Origin of the sequence: Thermocrinis sp., from assembly GCF_036781485.1 — a bacterium.
In the GTDB taxonomy this organism is placed as follows: Bacteria; Aquificota; Aquificia; order Aquificales; family Aquificaceae; genus Thermocrinis.
On record NZ_DAIQAX010000014.1, the window covers coordinates 1 to 20,776 of the forward strand.

The 20,776-nt window shown below is 42.7% G+C and carries 20 protein-coding genes; 6 read left to right on the top strand and 14 right to left on the bottom strand.

Annotated features, from left to right (window positions below; translation table 11 throughout):
• Window positions 1-4 precede the first annotated feature (4 nt).
• The 8 genes from V7P40_RS07105 to V7P40_RS07140 are packed head-to-tail and all read right to left on the bottom strand — an operon-like array spanning window position 5 to window position 8,801.
• Entirely contained in the window at window positions 5-364 is a 360-nt protein-coding gene (locus V7P40_RS07105) for an NADH-quinone oxidoreductase subunit A (protein ID WP_333785280.1), read from the bottom strand.
• On the bottom strand, window positions 361-1,020 hold the full coding sequence (locus V7P40_RS07110; RefSeq protein ID WP_333785281.1) for a dihydrofolate reductase family protein: 660 nt from the start codon (window positions 1,018-1,020) through the stop codon (window positions 361-363). Before V7P40_RS07110 ends, V7P40_RS07105 begins: the two co-directional genes overlap by 4 nt.
• Window positions 1,017-1,643: a CDP-alcohol phosphatidyltransferase family protein gene (locus tag V7P40_RS07115; protein ID WP_333785282.1), complete on the bottom strand. Its 627-nt coding sequence runs from the start codon at window positions 1,641-1,643 to the stop codon at window positions 1,017-1,019. The genes V7P40_RS07110 and V7P40_RS07115 overlap by 4 nt, the downstream gene beginning before the upstream one ends.
• Complete coding sequence (gene ilvC / locus V7P40_RS07120) at window positions 1,640-2,641, bottom strand: ketol-acid reductoisomerase (RefSeq protein ID WP_333785283.1); 1,002 nt, start codon at window positions 2,639-2,641, stop codon at window positions 1,640-1,642. The genes V7P40_RS07115 and ilvC overlap by 4 nt, the downstream gene beginning before the upstream one ends.
• A gap of 31 nt (window positions 2,642-2,672) precedes the next feature.
• Entirely contained in the window at window positions 2,673-5,459 is a 2,787-nt protein-coding gene (gene uvrA / locus V7P40_RS07125) for an excinuclease ABC subunit UvrA (protein ID WP_333785284.1), read from the bottom strand.
• Between the two features lies 1 nt (window position 5,460).
• Window positions 5,461-6,945 (bottom strand): protein translocase subunit SecD, encoded by a 1,485-nt coding sequence (gene secD / locus V7P40_RS07130; RefSeq protein WP_333785285.1) that lies wholly within the window; start codon window positions 6,943-6,945, stop codon window positions 5,461-5,463.
• Window positions 6,942-7,601, bottom strand: coding sequence for a type I 3-dehydroquinate dehydratase (gene aroD, locus V7P40_RS07135; protein ID WP_333785286.1), 660 nt, complete (start codon window positions 7,599-7,601; stop codon window positions 6,942-6,944). Before aroD ends, secD begins: the two co-directional genes overlap by 4 nt.
• A complete protein-coding gene (locus V7P40_RS07140) occupies window positions 7,602-8,801 on the bottom strand; it encodes an argininosuccinate synthase (protein ID WP_333785287.1) in 1,200 nt (399 codons plus the stop codon).
• Between the two features lie 38 nt (window positions 8,802-8,839).
• Between V7P40_RS07140 and corA the strand changes: the two genes are divergently transcribed.
• Genes corA through V7P40_RS07165 form a run of 5 tightly spaced genes read left to right on the top strand, consistent with a single transcriptional unit; the run spans window position 8,840 to window position 12,693 of the window.
• The gene (corA, locus tag V7P40_RS07145; protein ID WP_333785288.1) at window positions 8,840-9,781 is read left to right on the top strand and encodes a magnesium/cobalt transporter CorA; all 942 of its coding nucleotides are present in this window, start codon (window positions 8,840-8,842) and stop codon (window positions 9,779-9,781) included.
• Entirely contained in the window at window positions 9,772-10,140 is a 369-nt protein-coding gene (locus tag V7P40_RS07150; RefSeq protein WP_333785289.1) for a hypothetical protein, read from the top strand. Before corA ends, V7P40_RS07150 begins: the two co-directional genes overlap by 10 nt.
• The gene (locus tag V7P40_RS07155; RefSeq protein WP_333785290.1) at window positions 10,124-10,990 is read left to right on the top strand and encodes an ROK family protein; all 867 of its coding nucleotides are present in this window, start codon (window positions 10,124-10,126) and stop codon (window positions 10,988-10,990) included. Before V7P40_RS07150 ends, V7P40_RS07155 begins: the two co-directional genes overlap by 17 nt.
• A 4-nt stretch (window positions 10,991-10,994) precedes the next feature.
• The gene (locus V7P40_RS07160; RefSeq protein WP_333785291.1) at window positions 10,995-12,437 is read left to right on the top strand and encodes a hypothetical protein; all 1,443 of its coding nucleotides are present in this window, start codon (window positions 10,995-10,997) and stop codon (window positions 12,435-12,437) included.
• Window position 12,438: 1 nt separating this feature from the next.
• Window positions 12,439-12,693 carry an EscU/YscU/HrcU family type III secretion system export apparatus switch protein gene (locus tag V7P40_RS07165; protein WP_333785292.1) on the top strand — a complete coding sequence of 85 codons (255 nt, stop codon included), beginning with the start codon at window positions 12,439-12,441 and terminating at the stop codon, window positions 12,691-12,693.
• Here V7P40_RS07165 and V7P40_RS07170 read toward each other — a convergent pair.
• From V7P40_RS07170 to V7P40_RS07180, 3 genes are read right to left on the bottom strand one after another with little or no spacing between them, the layout of a single operon-like run.
• Entirely contained in the window at window positions 12,690-13,154 is a 465-nt protein-coding gene (locus V7P40_RS07170; protein WP_333785293.1) for a hypothetical protein, read from the bottom strand. The genes V7P40_RS07165 and V7P40_RS07170 overlap by 4 nt on opposite strands.
• Entirely contained in the window at window positions 13,154-14,485 is a 1,332-nt protein-coding gene (gene hslU, locus V7P40_RS07175) for an ATP-dependent protease ATPase subunit HslU (RefSeq protein ID WP_333785312.1), read from the bottom strand. The genes V7P40_RS07170 and hslU overlap by 1 nt, the downstream gene beginning before the upstream one ends.
• Before the next feature lie 14 nt (window positions 14,486-14,499).
• A complete protein-coding gene (locus V7P40_RS07180) occupies window positions 14,500-14,943 on the bottom strand; it encodes a hypothetical protein (RefSeq protein WP_333785294.1) in 444 nt (147 codons plus the stop codon).
• 39 nt (window positions 14,944-14,982) lie between these two features.
• On the opposite strand from V7P40_RS07180, the gene V7P40_RS07185 reads away from it, so the two are divergent.
• Complete coding sequence (locus V7P40_RS07185; RefSeq protein ID WP_333785295.1) at window positions 14,983-17,769, top strand: glutamine-synthetase adenylyltransferase; 2,787 nt, start codon at window positions 14,983-14,985, stop codon at window positions 17,767-17,769.
• On the opposite strand, the gene lpxA is transcribed toward V7P40_RS07185, so the two are convergent.
• Genes lpxA through V7P40_RS07200 form a run of 3 tightly spaced genes read right to left on the bottom strand, consistent with a single transcriptional unit; the run spans window position 17,766 to window position 20,769 of the window.
• Window positions 17,766-18,560, bottom strand: a complete 795-nt coding sequence (lpxA, locus tag V7P40_RS07190) for an acyl-ACP--UDP-N-acetylglucosamine O-acyltransferase (RefSeq protein WP_333785296.1) — start codon at window positions 18,558-18,560, stop codon at window positions 17,766-17,768. The two genes, V7P40_RS07185 and lpxA, sit on opposite strands and share 4 nt — an antisense overlap.
• Window positions 18,557-19,225: a nicotinamide-nucleotide amidohydrolase family protein gene (locus tag V7P40_RS07195; RefSeq protein WP_333785297.1), complete on the bottom strand. Its 669-nt coding sequence runs from the start codon at window positions 19,223-19,225 to the stop codon at window positions 18,557-18,559. Before V7P40_RS07195 ends, lpxA begins: the two co-directional genes overlap by 4 nt.
• Window positions 19,222-20,769, bottom strand: a complete 1,548-nt coding sequence (locus V7P40_RS07200; RefSeq protein ID WP_333785298.1) for a dehydrogenase — start codon at window positions 20,767-20,769, stop codon at window positions 19,222-19,224. Before V7P40_RS07200 ends, V7P40_RS07195 begins: the two co-directional genes overlap by 4 nt.
• Window positions 20,770-20,776 lie beyond the last annotated feature (7 nt).

The window sequence follows — 20,776 nt, forward strand, 5'->3', positions numbered from 1 at the left end:
TTTATTACATCTGCCACTTCAGAGCGCCCTTTTTCCAGGCATAGACAAAGCCTAAAAACAGTATGGCAATAAACAGAACAGCCTCTATAAGTCCGTAGATTCCTATCTGTTTAAAGACTACTGCCCATGGGAAGAGAAAGGCAACTTCTATATCAAAGAGAATAAGAAGTAATCCAAGAATGTAATATCCTTGCTTGAAGGTTCCCCTCGCCTCTGGGTCGTAAAGAGGGACTCCACACTCATAAGGATAGTCTTCCATTTTCTCTTTGGTCCTTGGTCCAAGGATGCTGTTTATAAAGGTGAAAACAAAACCCACAGCCAAGGCGACGAAGAAAAATATCAGAATACCCAAGTATTCGCTCATCTAACTACCTCCCACTCCGTTATCAGATGGTGTCCCCTTTTAAAGTGGCCTCTGAGCCTAAGAGGGAGTAGATTTTTTAGACTCTTAAAGCCTTCACCTCCTACCAAGGTGGGCACGTTCTCACCACCTACAATCACAGGAAGATGTATAAGCCTTATTTCATCCACAAAACCCCTTTTTACAAACTCCCAATTTATGGAAGAGCCTCCTTCTACCATCAGGCTTTTTATCCCCCTCTCGTAAAGCATGGGAAGAAGTCTTTCAAAATCCACAAGGTCCTCCCCAACAATCCAAACCTCCGCACCAAGCTCTCTTATCTTGTCTATCCTTTCCTTTGGTGCTCTAAGGGTTGAGACTATTATAGTAGGTGCATCCTTTGAGAATATGTTGGCGTCCAATGGCACATTGGCGGTTGAGCATGGAATAATGCGCACAGGATTTTTACCCTCTGCATATCTTACCGTAAGGCTTGGATTATCTGTTCGCACAGTTTCACATCCCACCATGATCCCATCTACCTTAGCCCTTATTTCGTGCAAGTATCTGTAGGCTTCCATGTCCATCAAACTCATAAGCTCTTTGCTTGATGCTCCTCTGTAGAGTGTGAGCTTTCCATCCACACTAACTTCAGAGACGATTATTACATAAGGTCTCATTCTTCGTAAACCCTCCCAAAGTGTCTGTAAAGGTAGGCTATTCTCACAAAGAGGGACAGCAAAGTTAAAAGGGCTATTAGCTTTATGCCAAAGGAAAGTCCGACGGGAAAGTCAAACCTCTCAAGTATGGCAAAGAGGATTAAGGTAAGATGGGTTTCCGGTCTTCCAAAAAAGCCCACACCTTCCAGAGGATCCTGTATTTTACCCTTTACTCTTGCACTGTAACCTACCTCTGAATAAACCACCGGCTTTACAAAAGAGTGAAGCATAGAGGCTGTCGTAACCACTATAGCAGTGAAGGGACCCGCGTAGAAATACCCCACAGTCCCAAGCACAAAGCCATCCACCCACTTGTCAGCCATCCAGTCAAAGACTGCCCCAAACTTGGAAGCTTTGTCCGACATTCTTGCCACCACACCGTCCATCAGGTCCAGCATGCCAGAAACCATCAAAAAACTAACCGCAGTCAAGAGTTTGCCGTGCCAGAAAAAGTAGGCAGAGAGCATACCCGTTATGACGGAAAGAATGGTGATAAAGTTAGGTGGAAGGTGAAGCTTGTATAGCAAAACTCCTATGGGAGTATATAGCTTTTTTAGGGCTTCCCTTCTTTTTGTTAGGTTCATTTTAGCTCCTTTCCTGTGATCCAAGGCATCATCTTTCTGAGCTCTTCTCCCACCTTTTCTATAAGGTGGTGTCTATCCCTCTCAAGCAAGGCGTTAAAGACAGGCCTACCTGCTTGATTTTCCAAAATCCACTCCCTTGCAAACTCTCCCTTTTGTATTTCCTCAAGGGCCTCTTTCATCAGGGGTTTGACTACTTTGTATATTCTTTCACCCCTCGTTAGGTCTCCGTATTTTGCGGTGTCCGATATGGAGTATCTCATGCCTGCTATTCCATACTGGTATATTAAATCTACTATTAGCTTTAGCTCGTGCAAACATTCAAAGTATGCCACCTCTGGCTGATAGCCTGCCTCCACAAGAGTCTCAAACCCAGCTTTTATAAGAGCTGTAACACCTCCACAGAGCACCATCTGTTCCCCAAAAAGGTCCGTTTCTGTTTCCTCCTTGAAGGTAGTCTCTATAACTCCTGCCCTTGTGCATCCAAGCCCCTTTGCGTAAGCCAAAGCTTTCTCTTTGCAATTGCCAGTAGCATCCTGATATACCGCTACAAGAGCAGGCACACCTTTTCCTTCTTCATACATCCACCTTACCAAGTGCCCTGGTCCCTTCGGAGCAACCATGAAAACATCCACGTCCTTTGGTGGCACGATCTGTTTGAAGTGTATGTTAAAGCCGTGGGCAAAGGCTAAGGTCTTTGAAGGGTTAAGATGTGGCTCAACGCACTCTTTATAGAGCTGGGGCTGGACGGTGTCTGGAGTGAGAAACATTATAATGTCTGCCCTTTTTACCGCTTCTGAAGGCTCATAAACCTCAAAGCCATCCTTTAAAGCCTTTTCCCTTGACTTACTGCCAGGATGAAGCCCAACTATTACGTTAATTCCGCTATCCCTTAGGTTTAGTGCGTGGGCATGCCCCTGACTGCCGTATCCAAGTATGGCTACAGTTTTTCCTGCTAAGACATCCAAAGAAGCATCGCTATCGTAGTATATCTTTGCCATGTGCTATCCTCCTAAGCCTTGGTCTGAAAAATTATACCTTACAAGTTCTACTTAGATAATCCCTGAGATACTTTCCAGTATAAGAACTCTCATTTTTCATTATATCCTCTGGTGATCCTTCTGCTACCACCTGCCCACCTCCGTCTCCGCCCTCCGGACCAAGGTCTATGATCCAATCAGCACACTTTATGACATCTAAGTTGTGTTCAATAACCACTACCGTATTTCCTCTATCCACAAGCCTTTGGAGAACCTGTATTAGCTTTTTTACGTCGTCCATGTGCAGTCCGGTGGTAGGCTCGTCCAAAAGGTAAAGGGTCCTTCCCGTTTCTTTTTTTGAAAGCTCCCTTGCAAGCTTGATCCTTTGGGCTTCTCCACCCGACAATGTGGTAGCAGGCTGTCCAAGTTTTATGTAGCCAAGACCTACGTCTCTTAACAGCTCAAGCTTTCTGCGAATGGGTGGATGATTGTAGAAAAATTCATAAGCTTCATCTACGGTCATGTCCAAAACTTCTGCAATGTTCTTTCCTTTGTATCTGATCTCTAAGGTTTCCTTGTTATACCTTGTGCCTTTGCAGACTTCACAGGTAACATAAACTGGAGGTAAAAAGTGCATTTCAACCTTTATAACTCCGTCCCCCTCGCAGGCTTCACACCTACCGCCAGGCACATTAAAGGAAAACCTACCTGGAGTGTAGCCACGGGCTTTTGCCTCTGGAGTTTGGGCAAAGAGGTTTCTTATGTGGTCAAAGAGCTTTGTATAAGTTGCTGGATTGCTTCTTGGCGTCCTTCCTATGGGAGACTGATCTACATTGATCACATAATCAAAGTGTTCCAAACCTTCTATACGATCCACACCCTCCACATCCACGTTTGCCCCGTAGAATAGCCCCCTTGCATACTCCCAAAGAATGTCGTATATAAGCGTAGATTTTCCACTTCCGGAAACACCAGTTATACAAACAAAAAGCCCCACTGGTATTTTTACGTCTATGCCCTTTAGATTGTGTTTTCTTGCTCCTAATATTTTTAGCCATTTTTTACCCGGCTCTCTCCTCTTCTCTGGAACAGGTATGGAAAGTCTGCCAGACAAGTAGTCCCCCGTCAAAGAGTTTGGATTTTCCATTACCTCTTTGGGTGTACCCTGAGCTACCACATACCCTCCATTTTTACCAGCTCCAGGGCCTAAGTCTATTATCCAGTCTGCTGCCATAATAGTTTCTGGGTCATGCTCTACTACTATAACTGTGTTTCCAAGGTCTCTCAGGTCCTTCAGAGTTTCTATAAGCTTATGGGTGTCCCTTGGGTGCAAACCAATGGAAGGCTCATCCAACACATACAAAACTCCTGTAAGCTTAGATCCTATTTGAGTAGCAAGTCTTATTCTTTGCATTTCTCCGCCGGATAAAGTGGTCGCACTTCTGGCTAAGTTAAGGTAATCCAGACCTACCTTTTTTAAAAAGCCAAGCCTGTCTGTGATCTCTTTTATGAGCCTTTCTCCTACTATGTAGTCCTTACCCGTGAGCTTGTGTTTTGTTTCCAGGAAAAACTGTATTGCCTGACTTATGGGCATACTGCAAACTTGGTATATGTTTTTGCCATTGACCAAAACCGCGAGGGCTTCTGGTCTGAGCCTTGAGCCATTGCAGGCGGGACAGGGCTTTTCCCTTATGTATTGTCCTATCTCTTCCCTTAGCTTTTCTGAATCTTCTTGCATAAATCTTCTTTCTAAGTGAGGGACGATACCTTCAAACTCACTCTTTAAGAGACTTCCACCATACAGCAGAAATTCCTTTACAGACTGAGGCAGGTCCGCAAAGGTAGTCCTTGGATCGTAGCCTAACCTTTTCAGAAGGTTGAATATGGGAAATCTAAGATAGTCAAAAAAACCAGACTGAGTGATCCTAAAAGCATCCACTGCTGGTTGTTTTTCATCTACCAAAAGCTTTAAGTTTATTTCCCACTTCACACCAAGACCTTTGCAGGTTGGACAGGCACCGTAGGGAGAGTTAAAGGAAAAGAGCCTTGGGGTTAGCTCTGGGATGGAAAAGTTGTGGTCTGGACAGGTTCTGCTGTGGCTAAAGATCCACTCCTTACCACTTTCTGCGTCCTCTATCTTCACAAGCCCCTTTGAATACTCAAAGGCTCTTTCTATGGCAGTTAAAGCCCTTGCCCTTTCTTCTTTTTCCAAAGTAAGTCTGTCAATCACCAAGTCTATGTCGTGCTTTTTGTTTTTTTCAAGGGGTGGAACTTCTATTATTCTCATGTATTGCCCATCCACTTTAACCCTGCTAAAGCCCTTCCTGTCCAACTCCTTAAGAAGATCCTTAAACTCTCCCTTTTTTCCTCTTACGAGCGGAGCTAAAACTGTTATTTTCTTACCTTCCAAATTCTGATAGACGTTGTCCAATATCTCGTGGGCGGACAAGCCTTCCAAAAGCCTTCCACATTCGGGACAGTGTGGTTTTCCCACGTTAGCCCAAAGCACTCTCATGTAGTCGTAAATTTCCGTCACCGTCCCAACCGTAGAACGGGGGTTTTTTGAAGTGGTCTTTTGGTCTATGGCTATGGCAGGAGAAAGCCCCTCTATCACATCTACCTCTGGCTTTTCCATGACTCCCAAAAACTGCCTTGCGTAAGAAGACAGAGATTCCACGTATCTTCTTTGGCCCTCTGCGTAGATAGTATCAAAAGCCAAGGAAGACTTTCCACTGCCAGAAGGCCCTGTAATGACCACCAGTTTGTTTTTTGGGATAAGTAGGTCTATGTTTTTTAGGTTGTGGTGTCTTGCTCCTTTTATGATGATGTGGTCGTACATATTAGAGTCTAAAAAGTCTCAGTTTATAAAGCACTTCCAACAAGAACTTGGCAAAATAGACGTTGGATATAAAAGACGCTATGGTGCCCAAGGTTAGAGTGGTGGCAAAGCCCTTTACTGGACCACTGCCAAACTGAAAGAGTATTAGGGCTGCTACCAAAAGGGTTATGTGGGTGTCAAACACTGCATTTAGGCTTCTTTTGTAGCCTAAGTCTATTGCCTTCCTTGGACTGTTTCCAAGCCTTAGCTCCTCCTTGACCCTTTCAAAGATCAGCACGTTGGAATCTACCGCTATGCCCATGTTTAGGATTATACCCGCAATGCCTGGCAAGGTAAGGGTTGCACCCAACAATACCATGCCAGCCCAAAGCATTAAAGCGTTTAATATTATAGAAAGGTTGGCAGTTATTCCAGATGATTTATACCTTAAAACAAGTATTAAAGCCAAAAGCAGATAGCCCAGCACACCCGCCTTAATACCCTGCTCTATAGCGTCCCTTCCCAAAGTGGGACCGATGACGCTCTCTTGAAGAAAGTCTATCTTAGTTGGCAAGGCTCCAGCCCTTAGAACTATAGCAAGCTCCTTTGCTTCATCCGGCGTAAATTGACCAGTTATCTGTCCCATGTTGGTTATCCTACTTCTTATGACGGGAGCAGAAATTACCTTTTTGTCTAAGACTATGGCAAGCCTTTTGCCTATGTTCTCTTCCGTAAATTGGCCAAACTTGTTTGCTCCGCTGTCTGTTAGCTCAAAGCTAACCGCAGGTCCTCCAAACTCATCCTGAGAAGTATAGGCGGTTTTTAGGTCTCCTCCGGTAATAACCGCTACCTTTTCAACCAAAAACCACTCGGAACCATCCTCTGAAGGCAAAAGCTCCAGATCTGGTGTTAGCTTACTTTCCAGATCTTCCCTTCTACCACTTTCTACCACCAGCTTTAGCTCCAGAAGGGCAGTTCTGCCTATGATGGACTTCGCCTTTTGTAAGTCTAAAACTCCTGGTAGTTCTACCAAGATCCTGTCCTGACCTATTTTTGTGATCACTGGTTGGACCACGCCCAGCTCGTCTATTCTCTTCCTCAAAACCTCCACCGTCTGACCTATAACACTATCCCTTAGCTGCAAAAGTTCTTGATCTTTTAACGCTAAAAAGTAAGTATTAGCTTCTTTTTTCTTCACCTCAAGGCGTGGAAAGTGTTTTTCCAAGATCTTTTCCACCCCACCCTCTTCTAAAAGTTCTACCTTAATATAATCCTTTTCTACCAATACGTCCAAAACCTTCAGTCCCTCCTCCCTTAGCTTTTGGTATAAATCTTTGCTAAGTCTTTGGTATTCCTGTTCAATGGCATAGGACACGTCAGGCTGGATTACCATAGATATACCGCCCCTTAGGTCCAGGCCAAGGTTCATAGGCTTGTAAAGAACTATCGCCACAGATAAAGCAATCAAAAACAGCAAAAGCCCTAAGTTAGTGTAGAAGTTTTTCATGAATAGAGCATCTCCCTAAGTTTAACCATCTCCTCTAAGGAAAGCTGACCTTCAGCGGTGGCTTGTTTGTAATAAGCATAGCTTATTACGCTTCCAAAAATAAAACCAGAAACTCTTGAAATTTTCCCATACTTTCCCGTGGATATGATTATCTTTTGTCCTTCCTCTTGTCTTGCCACGCAAAGAAGCCTGGCAGTATCTTCGTAAGAATTAGCCTTTACCGCTACCTTTACTATATCTGCTCCCCATCTTATACCCTCTCTGAAAATCTCCCTAAGTATCCAGTTGGCAGGAGTTAGCTCAAAGTTGTGGTAAGAGATTATGAGCTTCTTATCCGAAGTTTTTGTAAGGTTTCTAACGTAGGGAATCAAAGCCCGTGAAGATAGCTCTATGTCCGTGTAGTCCGCATAAGGAGAGACAAGTTCAAATATTCTTTCTCTATTTGGCACTTCCCTTCCACCCTCTTCCGGACTTCTTATGGTTAAGATAGTGGAAAGTCCAATCTCCTTTGCCCTTTTTACCCAGCTTAATACATAGTCCGGTTCTGTCCTTTCAAACATATCAACTCTGAGTTCTACAATGTCCGCTCCCAACCTTTTGACTGCTCTTAGGTCCTCTTCAAGGTTTTGGTCCGAAAGGGGCACCGCTATTAGCATTTATTTCCTCCTGACCCTTCCAAGGATCTTCAGGGGCAAACCAAAGATCTTTGTAAATTGGGCTCCCGCTCTGTGGTCAAAGGCGTCCTTTTCGGAGTAAGTTGCCAAGTCCTCCACGTAAAGGGACCTTTCAGACTTCCTTCCCACCACCCAAGCCCTACCTTTGTAAAGCTTTAGCCTTACTGTTCCATCAACAAACTCTGCGATCTTTTCTGTAAAGCCATCTAGGGCTTCTCTTAAGGGAGAAAACCAGAGTCCTTCGTAAACAAGCTTAGCATAATGGTGTGGTATGTGGCTTAAAAAGTAGTGGAAAGTGTATCTGTCCAGTGTTAAAGAGAGAAGGTCTCTGTAAGCTTCGTACAGCAGTGTAGCCGCGGGTGCTTCGTAAATTTCTCTGCTCTTTATACCCACAAGGCGATTTTCTACCATGTCTATCCTTCCCACTCCGTGCCTACCTGCTATTTTGTTAAGGTCAAGAATGAGTTCGTGCAGTTTAGCGTATTCCTTTTCATTTATAGCAATTGGAGTCCCCTCTTTAAAGTATATCTCCACGTATTCCGCTTCTTCGGGCGCCTTTTCGGGAGATACGGTCCATTCAAAGGCATCCTCCGGCGGTTCTGTCCAAGGGTCTTCCAAAGGACCACACTCTATGGAAATGCCCCAAAGGTTTTTGTCTATGGAGTAAGGTTTTTCCTTTGTAACCTTTACTGGAATGTTAAACCTTAGGGCATACTCTACCTCTTCCTCTCTTGACTTGAACTCCCATTCCCTGACGGGCGCCAAAACTTCCAAGTCTGGGTTTAAAGCCCATACGGAGAGCTCAAACCTAACCTGGTCGTTGCCTTTGCCGGTGGATCCATGTGCTACAAAGTCTGCACCAAACTTCTGCGCATACTCCACAAGCTTTTTTGCTATAAGTGGTCTGGAAAGGGATGCGGTCAAAGGATACTTTCCTTCATACAAAGCCAAAGCTCTAAGCGTTGGTAGGCAGTACTCCTTTGCAAACTCTTCTTTTAGGTCCTCCACTATTGCCTCCACCGCACCAGAAGCCTTTGCCTTTTGAGGGATCTCTTCCAACTCCTCCCCTTGCCCCACATCCGCAGTGTAGGTAATTACCTCATAGCCCTTTTCTGCCAACCACCTTACTATAACCGACGTGTCCAAACCGCCAGAGTATGCCAGGATAACTCTTTTGCTCATAGAAACAGTATTTTATCAGAGTTAAAATATTGTGCAGAATGATTAAAATATACGCAAGCTCTACCTTTGGATTTACAGAGCACTCCATAGATGAGTTTGGCACTATCCTAAAAGATAAAATCCTGTGGATTGATGTAGAAAAACCTACAGAAGAAGAGATCTTTTGGCTAAAAAGTGCGGTAGGTTTTGAAATGCCACCAAGGGAAGTCTTTGGAGACATAGAGATAAGCAGTAAGTATAAAGAGGAAGGAGACAAAATATTTATGAATCTTTCTTTTGTAATACAACAAAAGGAAGATATACTCGTAGAACCTGTATTCTTTTTTTTAAAAGGTAGATTTATGGTAACCATAAGGTATAGGGACATACCTACTCTTATGATCTTCCAAAAGAGAGTGGAAGTTCAAACTCTGAGTTTTCAGTTTGCAGAGGAGATGTTTTCCCACATAGTTAGCATAGAGGTTGATAGAATAGGAGATAGGCTTGAGATATTGGGAAGGCGTATAAGAAACCTCAGAAAGGAGGTCTTTGAAGAGCAAACGGAAGAGATCATAAAGGACATCTCTTACTACGACGAGCTAAACATAACCCTTAGGGAAACTATAAACGAAAAACTAAGAATACTGTCTCACTTCGTAAAAAGCCCAAGGATAAACGCTCAAACCAAAAGGGAAATAAAGGTCATACTTGATGACCTACACACGCTCTTAGACTACACCACCTTCTACATGGACAAAATAGACAGTATTCAAAACACTTTACTCGGACTTATTAACATAAGGCAAAACGAAGCAGTAAAGGTATTTACGGTTTTAGCTACCATCTTTTTACCCGCCACCCTTATAGCCAGCATATACGGTATGAACTTTGAGCACATGCCCGAACTACGCTGGAAATACGGATATGTTTATTCTTTGGCACTTATGGTAATAACCACTATCTCCCTTATTTTTTGGGTAAGAAGAAAAGGATGGCTATAAAAAGGCTAAGGATTGAGGACCTCATTTTGGGATCTATAGTTGCCCTAGCATTGCTATATCCCATAATAATTGCGGTAATCATCTATAAGTCCGATTCCCATGGTTCAGACGAGCGTCTAAAACCGATCATAGAATACCTTCAAGGTGGAGATTGTAAAGAATATCCTGTTAGGAAGCTAACAGATGTCTGCAGGAAAATAAACAAAGAGGGCTACAAACTGAGAGATTCAAAGGTGGAGGAAAACAGAATCACACTAATCTACGGAAAGAAGGTAAAGGGTGTGGAAAGGAAGCTTGTAGTTGAGATAGTATTTGAAGGAGAAAAGATCAGCTCTGTAAGCTATGAAGAAGGGAATTGATGTTGGTGGATCTTTCATAAAAGTTCTGTGGGAGGATGGCAAGCGCGAAAAGGTCTATGTAAGGAATGTATCCAAAAACAAAGAGGCTTTTGTTGAAAGACTAAGGGAAATTATAAGGGAAGGCAATCCTACAAAGGTAGGGATAGCGGTGGCTGGTTTTACCTCTTTGGAAGGTGTGGTCTATCGGTCTCCAAACATACCAGCATTGGACGGAGTGGATATAAAAAAACTGCTTTTGGAGGAAGGTATAAGCGGATTTGTGCTAAACGACGTGAGCGCAGGAGCTTTTGGAGAGTGGTATTACGATCATAGGGACAGTAGAAATCTTCTTTTCGTAGCCATAGGTACAGGCTTGGGGGCCGGTTTTGTTTGCGAGGGTAGAGTTTTCTTAGGTAGCTGTGGGAGCGCTTTAGAATTAGGTCATCACATAGTAGAGAAGGATGGAGAGCTCTGCAGTTGCGGAAGGCGCGGATGTTTGGAAGCTTACTGCTCTTCTTACGGATTGGAAAGGATATACAAAAAACTCTCTGCTGGAGAAAGCTTAAAAGACTACCAAATAGTGCTGAGAGCAAAGGAGGGAGACCAAAAGGCACAGGAAGCTATAGAGACCTTTAAGGACTACCTTACCATAGGCTTGATGAACGCCGTTCATATATTTAACCCAGATAGGGTAGTTTTGGGGGGTGGGCTAATACAACAGCTTAGAGAGTTTATGGATGATATGGAAACTCGTCTGAAGAAAGCTGTGGAAGCATTTCCTTCTCAGTGCTTTAAACTTGACTTTTCTAAGTGCGGTGAATTTTGCATGGCAAGGGGTGCTTTAGCCTTAGCCTTAGCAGACGATAGATAAGATTATGGAGATCCGTCGCATAGAGGGCGTCTTCCTACAGCATGCTTTGGAAACCTCTCAAGGTCTAAGAGCGGGGAATGTGAGCAAGGAGTTAAACCTTAGATTGCTATCCACAGTTCCTGAAAGTCTTCTCCAGGCTTTCTCAGAAAGTTCAGGTGGATTAAAGGGATACGTGTTGGAAGCCTACGGAAGGAACCTGAGGATATTGCTAAACAATAACCAAGAAATATTGGCTGAGAATATGTCCGATGTTGAGGTGCAAAAAGGGGATTACTTGGAGCTTGCCCTTGAGGGTAAAAATCCTTTGAGCTTGAGGATAATCTCACTTCAAAGAAAAACTGGTATAGACCAAATTTTAGATATTGCTTTTGGACCTTCGGAAAGTTTTCTGTTCAGCCTTGAAGAGGAGGACATAGCATCTCTAATAAGAAACTCAGGCCTTTTTTACGAGAGAAAGCTTTTGTCTCATCTTAGAGGGGAAGTAAGCTTAAAGGAAATCTTAGAAGATGCAAAGGCTCAGATAATACTGAATCTTTTAAGCTTAGCAGAAGATGTGCAAAGCCAGCTTAACATACAAGAAAATAATGTCCAAAGTCTTGATTCTATAAAAAACCTCTTCTTAGCTATCATGAACAAGACAGAAAATTTAGCCGAAATAAGAAATCTTTTGAGAAACCTCTATCTTGAAAACTTAAACAATTGGGAGTTAGCCCAGTTTATAAGGTTCATAGAAAGCTCAGGAAATAGGCAGATTTTAGGAACGATGGAACGGGGGGATAAGGACGTTCTCATCCACCTTCTTTACAGAGAAATCCAAAACTTACTCCACACACCAGCAGGCAAAAGTTTGAATTTGGCTTTTGAAAGGCTAAAAACAATGGTCTTTTACCTTAAGGATACAGAAATAAAGGAACAACTTAATAACTTCATAAAGGCGCTAGACAATGGGAAAATTGAAGATTTGAGAGAGAGCCATAGAAAGCTTGTAGGTCTTCTGGAAGAAAGAGAAAAGCTTTTGCCTTTGAGGGAAAGGATAGAGAGGGACGGCCTTCAGTGGATAGAACGTCTAAACATTATTATCCAAGCACAAAGAATTATGGCGAATGATGGAGTGTTGGTCGTTCCCTTCAAGTGGGAAGGCCGAAAGGCAAGCATCATTCTAAGATCAAGCAAAGACGAATATAGAGTTTTTGTAAACCTCAATTACCCAGAAGGTTTTATTTCCGCTATGCTTTTATATAAAAAAGACTTGAGCCTGCGCTTTTATACGAACTCTGAAGTTTTCTACAGCAATCTTGAAACATCTAAGCATATTTTAGAAAGCATGTTGAAGGAAGAGAACATCAAGGTAAAGGAAATCGTGGTTAATCTTATCCCTACCCTTCAGGATTTAAAGAAAGTCATAAAAGGGGAAATTCACAGTACAAACCTTTATTTAGTGGTGTAACATGGCAGAAAGGAAAAAGGCGGTAGCAATAAGATACGATTCAAGCAAGGACAATGCCCCTGTTGTCGTCGCAAAAGGGTTTGGAGAATTAGCAGAGCGGATAATAAAGACTGCAAAAGAAAAGGGCATACCGATTGTAGAAGATAAAGAACTAACTTCTGCGCTTATAGGGGTGGAAGTTTTTGAGGAGATCCCACCAGAACTTTACAGGGCAGTAGCTAAAATTTTGGTTTTCGTGAAGAAGATAAGGGCTTAGCTCATGTTTTTGTAGGATTTTGCAGCGGAGTATAGGTGAAACTTTAGCAGTTGATAAACCCTATTGATATACTGAGAGGCGGTTCTAATTTTTTCCTCATTCCAGCTGATAAATGTATCTTCCAAGAGGTAGACTACCTCTTGAACATCTTTTGCTAACTCCCTATCCGCAAACACTGGCGAGAAGGCGCTCAAGGAAGGCAAGGATATTAATATTAAGGATAAAGCTTCAAGGGCAAGCTCCAAAAAGTAATCCTTTTTATTTTCCCCTTCTAAAAATTCTATGTTGTTCAACAGTTCAAGGAGCATTTCAAAGATATCTAAGTAAAAGAACGATATGCGTAGGGACGCCTCTGGGGGTAGCTTTATCTTCTTAGCGTAAAGGATGATGTTAATTGACCTTCCCTGCTGAGAAACCAGATACTCTAACCTTCTTAAAAAACTGTATATATATCCTTCCATTATAGAATATACCTTGAAAGTTCCATGTCCTTTACCAAACCAATTAATTTGGCCCTAACAAACTTACTATCTATTATGATACGCTGTCCGCAAAGTTCAGGAGCATTAAAGGATATATCCTCCAATAGCCGTTCCATTATGGTGTATAGCCGCCTAGCCCCTATGTTTTCCACCCTGTTGTTTATATCCTCCGCTATTGAAGCTAACTCCTCTATTGCGTCCTGAGTAAATTCTAAATCTACCCCCTCTGTTTTTAAAAGCTCCACGTATTGTTTAACCAAAGCGTTTTGAGGTTCTACTAGAATACGTACAAGGTCTTCTTTAGTCAGTGGTTTTAGCTCCACCCTTATAGGAAAACGTCCCTGCAGTTCAGGAATAAGATCGGAAGGTTTGGACATGTGGAACGCACCAGCGGCTATAAAAAGTATATGGTCAGTCTTTACGGGTCCATACTTGGTTCTAACTACCGTCCCCTCTACTATGGGCAAAAGGTCTCTTTGCACACCTTCCCGAGAAACACCTGGACCAACTCCGTGGGTCTTTATTGCTATTTTGTCTATCTCGTCAATAAAGATAATACCGAAATTTTCCGCCCTATAAACAGCCTCCGATGCTATCTCTTCCTGATCAATCAGCTTTTCAGCTTCTTCTTGCTCCAATATCTGCAGAGCCTCTTTAACCTTTACTTTTCTCCTTTTCCGTGGGGGCACCATGCCTCCCAGTAGGTTTCTGATTTGATCCTCAAGCTCCTCTAAACCCGGTGGGCCTATTATGCCCAATACGGGAGAAATTTTCTCCTGAACTTCTATCTCTATGACCCTGTCGTCAAATTCTCCCCTTCTGAGCTTTTCCCTAATGTAAGACCTATCGACCGCGCTTTGGGAGATCCTTGAGCCAAAACTAAGCTGTTGTGGTATTAGGTAATCAATTAACCTATCTTCTGCATTTTTCTTTGCCCTCTCTCTAACCTCCTGCATTCGTTCCTGTTTTACCATTTGGTAAGAAACTTCCACCAGTTCCCTAACCATAGACTCCACGTCTCTTCCCACATAACCTACCTCTGTGTATTTGGTAGCCTCTACCTTGATGAAGGGAGCTTTGATAAGCTGGGCTAACCTTCTTGCTATTTCTGTCTTTCCCACACCCGTGGGACCTATCATTAAAAGGTTTTTTGGTGCCACTTCATCTTTCAAATGGGGGGGGAGTTTCTGCCTTCTCCATCTGTTTCTTAAGGCTATTGCTACTGCTTTTTTTGCTTCCTCTTGTCCAACAACGTACTTACTCAGCTCTTCTACGATTTTCGTGGGTGTTAGCTCTTCTAAAGCAGGCAGTAATCCCTTTTCCATCAATCTCCTCCAGATTTTTCTTGTGTGTAAAGGTTTCTTATGAGATGGTCAAGATAGGTTTCCAGGTTTTCTGGAAATTCTTCCAGCAAAAACTCAATAGGAAAGACTCTTTTTATTACATCCATGGGAGGATTGCCCACACCTATAGCTGGTAGAATGTCCTTAGCACCTCTTCTGACAGCTTCGTCGTAAGCTAACTTGTAAGCTACTTTTAGCGCCTCCTCCACGTCCGAAAACCTATCTATTTCATCTCCCAGCTCATAAAGCACTATGTGTTTTGCATCCCTTTTAAAGCACTCCCAGTCTAATACCCTTTTAATGTAATACTTCCCTTCCAGTTCCATAAGCTCCACGCTGGAAAGATTGGGAAGCTCAAAGGTCACTATATAGTAGTCTATAAGCTCTCTGTCTGCGTATACATCTGGAAAAAAGAAAAGTTCCACGATATACATAATATAAAGCAAAAACGATAAAATGATTTTATGGTGCCAACCCATTGGTGGATTTCTGCGCAGAAGTATCTGCTAAATCCAAAGAAGGCTGAAGAGTCCTTTATGGAACTTTTAAAAAAGCATCCAGAACCAAAAACTCTCTTGGATTATCTAAACGAAAGGAGGTTTATCCTTCTTCTAAAACTTATGGACCAATCCGAATGCATACGAAAGTTTTTACTCAACCATCCTGAGGATTTTCAAAGGGCAATACCAGGTCTTTGGTATGTCTCAAAAAGAAAGGAGGATTACTTAAGGGAACTTAAGGAAATAATAAACCAGTCTTTGGACGATAGGGAATTCTCCAAAAGATTAGCCTATTACCGCCACCGAGAGCTGATGAGACTGTTATCAAAGGAAATACTACGCACTGCCAACTTGGAGGAAATACTAAGGGAATACTCCGAACTTCCGGATGCCATGCTGGAGCTTGCTTACTCAAGAGCTTTTGAAGAGGCAGTGGAAAAATACGGAAAACCTCTGGAAGAAAATCAAAGGATGGCCAGCGGTTGCGTAATAGCCCTCGGTAAGCTCGGTAGTTATGAGCTCAACTACTACTCAGACATAGACCTAATGTTTATACACTCTTCCGACAAAGGCAGTGCCGGAAAGCTAACGCTTGCGGAGTTTTTTTCTAAGGTTTTCCAAAAATTGGTAAATCTTATCAATACTCCCACAGAAGAGGGCAAGCCCTACGAGGTAGACCTGGACCTCAGGCCCTTTGGAAAATCTGGACCTATAAGCATGTCTTTGAGAAGTGCAGAGCTTTATTACGAGTCCTACGGTAGAATGTGGGAGAGGTTTGCTCTTCTTAGGGCTCGCTACAGTGCAGGAGACGAAGAGCTTTTTAAGACCTTTGACAAAGAAGTAAAACAACCCTTTGTGTTCAGAAAGTACATAGATTACAGGGTCCTTGAGGAAATAAGGCTTATAAAGGCTCAGATAAACGCACAGGCAAAAAGCAAGTTCATGAATCGTATAAACGTGAAAACTGGCGAGGGGGGGATAAGGGAGGTGGAGTTTATGGTGCAGGCAATGGTCATACTCCTTGGGGGAAAGTACCCATTTTTAAGGGAAAGCAATACATTCAGAGCACTGTGGAAGCTAAACCAAAAGGGTGTATTTTCTGACGAAGAAGTAAAGTCCTTAGAAGAAGCTTACACCTTCCTAAGAAAGCTGGAGCACACTGTGCAGCTAAGAAATTGCATACAGACCCAAAGCTTTAGCGAATCTGAAATCCCTCAAATAGCCAAGCTAATGGGTTTAGAGGAAAGAGAGTTTATCTCAAAATTCAAAGCCCACACCCAAAGGATAAGTAGGATGTTCTACGGCATGTTGCCCACGCAAGGCGAAGAGGAGCTTGAACCTATAATGGTTGCGCTATTGGATGGTGACGCAGATACCGGAAGGGGAATTCTCTCTTCTTTGGGCTTTAAAAATCCCACAAGGGCTTTTAACATACTATTAAACTACGTACAAGGAACCGTGGGAATAAGGCTTTCTTCCGAAGAGAGAAAACAGCTTATAAGCATCCTACCACAAATAGTAAGTCAGGTAGCAAAAACACCAGACCCAGACGAAACTTTAAACAACTTGGACAAGTTCTTTTCCAATCCTACAGGAAGGCGAGTGATTCTTAGCAAATCGAAAGAGGACTTTAGGCTAAGGCTCTGTAAGGTCTTCTCTTTGTCTTCTTACCTTTCTACGCTCATAAGCAGGAACCCAGACTTAGTAGAAGATGTGTTAACGCTATACCAGGATTATCCAGAGTTAGAGAGGTTGGAAGAGGAGTTTGAAAAGTACAGGAATACACTTGGGTTGAGTGCGGAAAATTTGTTTAGAAGGTTCAAAACTGTTTGGGAGGTACGCATAGCTTTGGTCTATCTTTTGAAGCAAGAAGATAGATACACAAAGCTTGAAAAGTTTTTTGACAGTCTTACTTCTCTTGCAGACTTTCTTATGGAAAAACTTTGGGAACATTTGGGAATAAATGGTCAGCGCTTAGCTCTGTATGCCTTAGGCAAATACGGAAGCAGGGAGCTTACCATTGGTTCGGATTTAGACTTGGTGTTTGTTGGAAGGTCTCCGAGCTTAGAAGAAGTGAAGTTTGCCCAGCAGATGATAAAGTTTATAACCCTGCACACTTCGGAAGGATACCTTTACAAGCTTGACTTTAGGCTAAGACCTATGGGCAGCAAAGGGGATCTTTTACCTTCTGTAAGCTTTTACAGAGACTACTTTGAAAGGATAGCCAGGACATGGGAGAGGATCGCCTGGACCAGGTCAAGGTTTGTGGTAGGAGATCAAGCTTTAAAGGAAGAGTTTGATGTCATGGTTAAAGATTTTCTCTTTGGCAAACCTATTACCGAAAAGGAAAGGAGGGAAATAAGAGATATGCGCTTTGCCTTAGAGAACAACGCAAAGAAAGAGAAAGGTGTGGTTGATATAAAGTTTGGAAGGGGAGGGCTCATAGATGGGGAGTTTTTGATCCAGTTTTACATGCTTTTGGAGGGTATAAGGGAACCCTCAATGTTGAAAGCCTGCAGGTTGCTGATGTCAAAGCACGAGCTTCTTAAAGAAGTGTATGAGATATACCTCTTCCTTAGGCTTGTGGAGACAAGGCACAGGCTATCCAAAGAAAATGCTGGCTCTGTATTAAACAGTAAGGACAGAGAGAGGGTAGCCTCTTCCATAGGCATGAGTCCAGAGGACTTTGAAGAAAAACTCACCGATAGCCTAAGAAGAATGAGAGAGATCTTCTTAGAGGTTTTTGACTAAAGGATTTTACCTGCATCTCTTGCCACTCCCCTTTTGCTACTTTGGATAAATTCCACCAACCTTAGGATTTCCTGATGCTCTCCATAATCTTTTAGTAAAAGCTCTATAGCTTCCTTTTTCAAAAGATTACTTCTAAACAGTATGCGATAAGCTTTTTTCAGGATGTTTATCTTCTCCTTTGAAAAGCCTCTTCTTTCTAAACCTACTGTGTTTATCCCGTACAGATGAGCGTGCTGACCAGAGGCTCTTGTAAAGGGTGGTATATCCAAGGAAACTCCCGAAACTCCACCCACCATAGCATAATCTCCTACCCTTGCCCACTGATGGACAGCAGAAAGGCCCCCAATGAAGGCATACTCTCCTACCTCTACATGTCCTCCCAGCGTGGCACAGTTTGCCATTATGGCTCCTCTTTTTACCAAGCAATCGTGAGCTACGTGAGCGTAAGCCATAAGCATAACGTCACTTTCTACAATAGTTACCCCTGTTCCAAAGGTCGTGCCCCTGTGAATGGTAACGTATTCCCTTATTATTACCCTATCACCAATGATTACCTTAGTTTTCTCCCCCCCATACCTAAGGTGCTGAGGCTCTTCTCCTATGACCGCCCCGTCGTATATTTTGCAATCGCTACCTATCTGCACCTCTCCCTTTATGCTCACCCTCGCACCTATTTTGGTACCTCTGGCCACGGTTATGTTTCCCTCAAGCACGCTGTAAGGCCCTATTTCCACATCTTCTTCAAGTTCAACCTCTCCGCTTAAAATTGCTGTGGGATGAATTTTTCTCACTTTAAAACTCCCAAAAGATATTTTCTTAGCAAGTTCAAAGCTATCTGAGTAGCCAAAAAACGGTTTTCGTTCCTGCTAAGATTAAGCATGTGCCTTTCAACATGCACATCTTTGTCCGTGCATAAACCTACGTAGGTAAGCCCTGCAGGTTTTCTTTCGCTGGCTGATGGACCAGCCACGCCTGTTATGGCAACAGTTATGTCCGCATCTGTCTCTTCCAAAGCCCCTATGCACATAGCCCTACAAACTTCTTCAGAAACAGCCCCGTATTTTTCCAACAGTTCCTTTTCCACGCTCAAAAGCTTGGTTTTTAACTCGTTGGAATAGACCACAAATCCACCTACAAAGTAATCGCTGCTTCCTGGGACGTTTACAAGCCGAGCAGAAAGAAGTCCTGCAGTACAACTCTCCGCTACAGCCAGTTTAAGCCTCTTTTCCCTCAATAATTCTCCTACCACCTCCTCCATCTCTATCCTTCTGTCCGCATATACGTAAATACCTAAACTCTCTTTGACCCTCTGCCAAGTTTCTTCGTCGTTGAAGTATATATCCACCCCGCCAATCCAGCTCCTAACTTGCGGATAGCGCAAAGAATCCTTATCCAAACCAAAGGTTCTAAGTACGTATCCTTCCAAAAATTCACTCTTACACAACCCAACTATCACTCCAGCACCTCGTATCTGTAGAATGGGTGTTTACAAAAACTACCTACGCTGTGTCCAGGGTCAAAAGGTTGAAACTCCTCAAAGGAAGAAGGAATAAACACCACACCATCCGCTATATTTGGACTGATGATAACTTCAAACTCTTTACCCCTTATGGTTATCTTATCCTCCCTTAATCCCAAGCTTTCCGCAGTCCTTTTTGACATATAAGCCTTTTGATACTTTTCCATGCTGTGGGTCCATGGGTTCCAATGCCCAAGCTCTTCCACAAGGGAGTTGGCAGTGTGCAAAACAACCCCTTTAGGCAGTTGTTTCTCCTCAAAACTCCTGCCTTCAATCGAAGGGAGTTCTACCCTTGTCCCTTCCAAAGAAGTATCCAGTTTAATAAACTCCTCTATCTTTACCTCCAAATCAAATAGCTTTGAGAGAAATTCATATGGAACCACCACCCCTTTGGGCTTTTGCACGCTCTGGGGACAAAAGTAGATCCTTCCAAAGGAATTTCTGTAGGCTATAAAGTCCCTCTCAGTGTAGTTGGAAGCACCCACAACCAAAGTAGAGTATTGGGAAGTAAGGTTAGGAAAGAGTGTAAAGTGAATAGAAAATCGGTTTTTAATCCTCTGCCTTATCTCCTCTGGTATATAAATAAGAGGATTGCCAAAAAATACAAAGCTATCGTATTTTTCAAAATCCTCTACAAATTTTTCAAGTTCCATGGCAGGAAAGGACATAAGATCACCCACAAAGCTGTAGTCTATATTATAGTGTTTAACCAAGTCTGTCAGCACGTTTAAAAGACTGTTCCTGAAAGTAGAAGATAAAAGGTTTGTGTTTATAAGCAATAAACCCCGAAAAAGGTGAAGCTTTTTCTTAAGTGCGGTGGCAATCGGATCTTCGTGCTCTGGTTGTGTTATTTTTTTCATAAAACTTATCTGTTGAAAGGGATCCATCAAAAGTTTTGTTTTTGCCTTTGAACATACTGTGGAATACCTTGAACTTATACACACTAAATGGGATCCCTTCTCAACCGCATCTACTATGTACCTCATAGACATAACTTCAGAAAAAACGGGCTCCGCTTCCCAGGCAATTATTAGCTTATAATCCTGCCACATGTTATAGAATACATTTGAAGGCTTAAAATCTAAAACGGGTGCATCCACAAAAACATCACCTATGAGCCTTGCCAACAAGTATTCCTCAAGACTTGACAGATGTCTGTCCAAAATTATGGCTATCTTGCCCTTCAGTTTTTGCTTTGCCAGGTCAAAAGCTTCAAATTCAGAGAGAGCTATGGGTTCCTTTTCGTTCAAATAAAAACCTGTAAGTCTTAAAGGATTGTTGGTAATCTCTTGTATGTAAGTTATACCTTTACTACACAGGCTTCCCATACCCTTTGGGTCTGCAGGATGTCCGTATAAGTCTGCTATTGATCCTTTTTCTCTGTAGAGCACATAACCACAGCCACAACCACAGCCCGCACAGAGGCTTACGACTTGCTCATCAAAAGGCTTTACAGTTAAAGGAATGGTTGGTGGTGTCATTATAAAG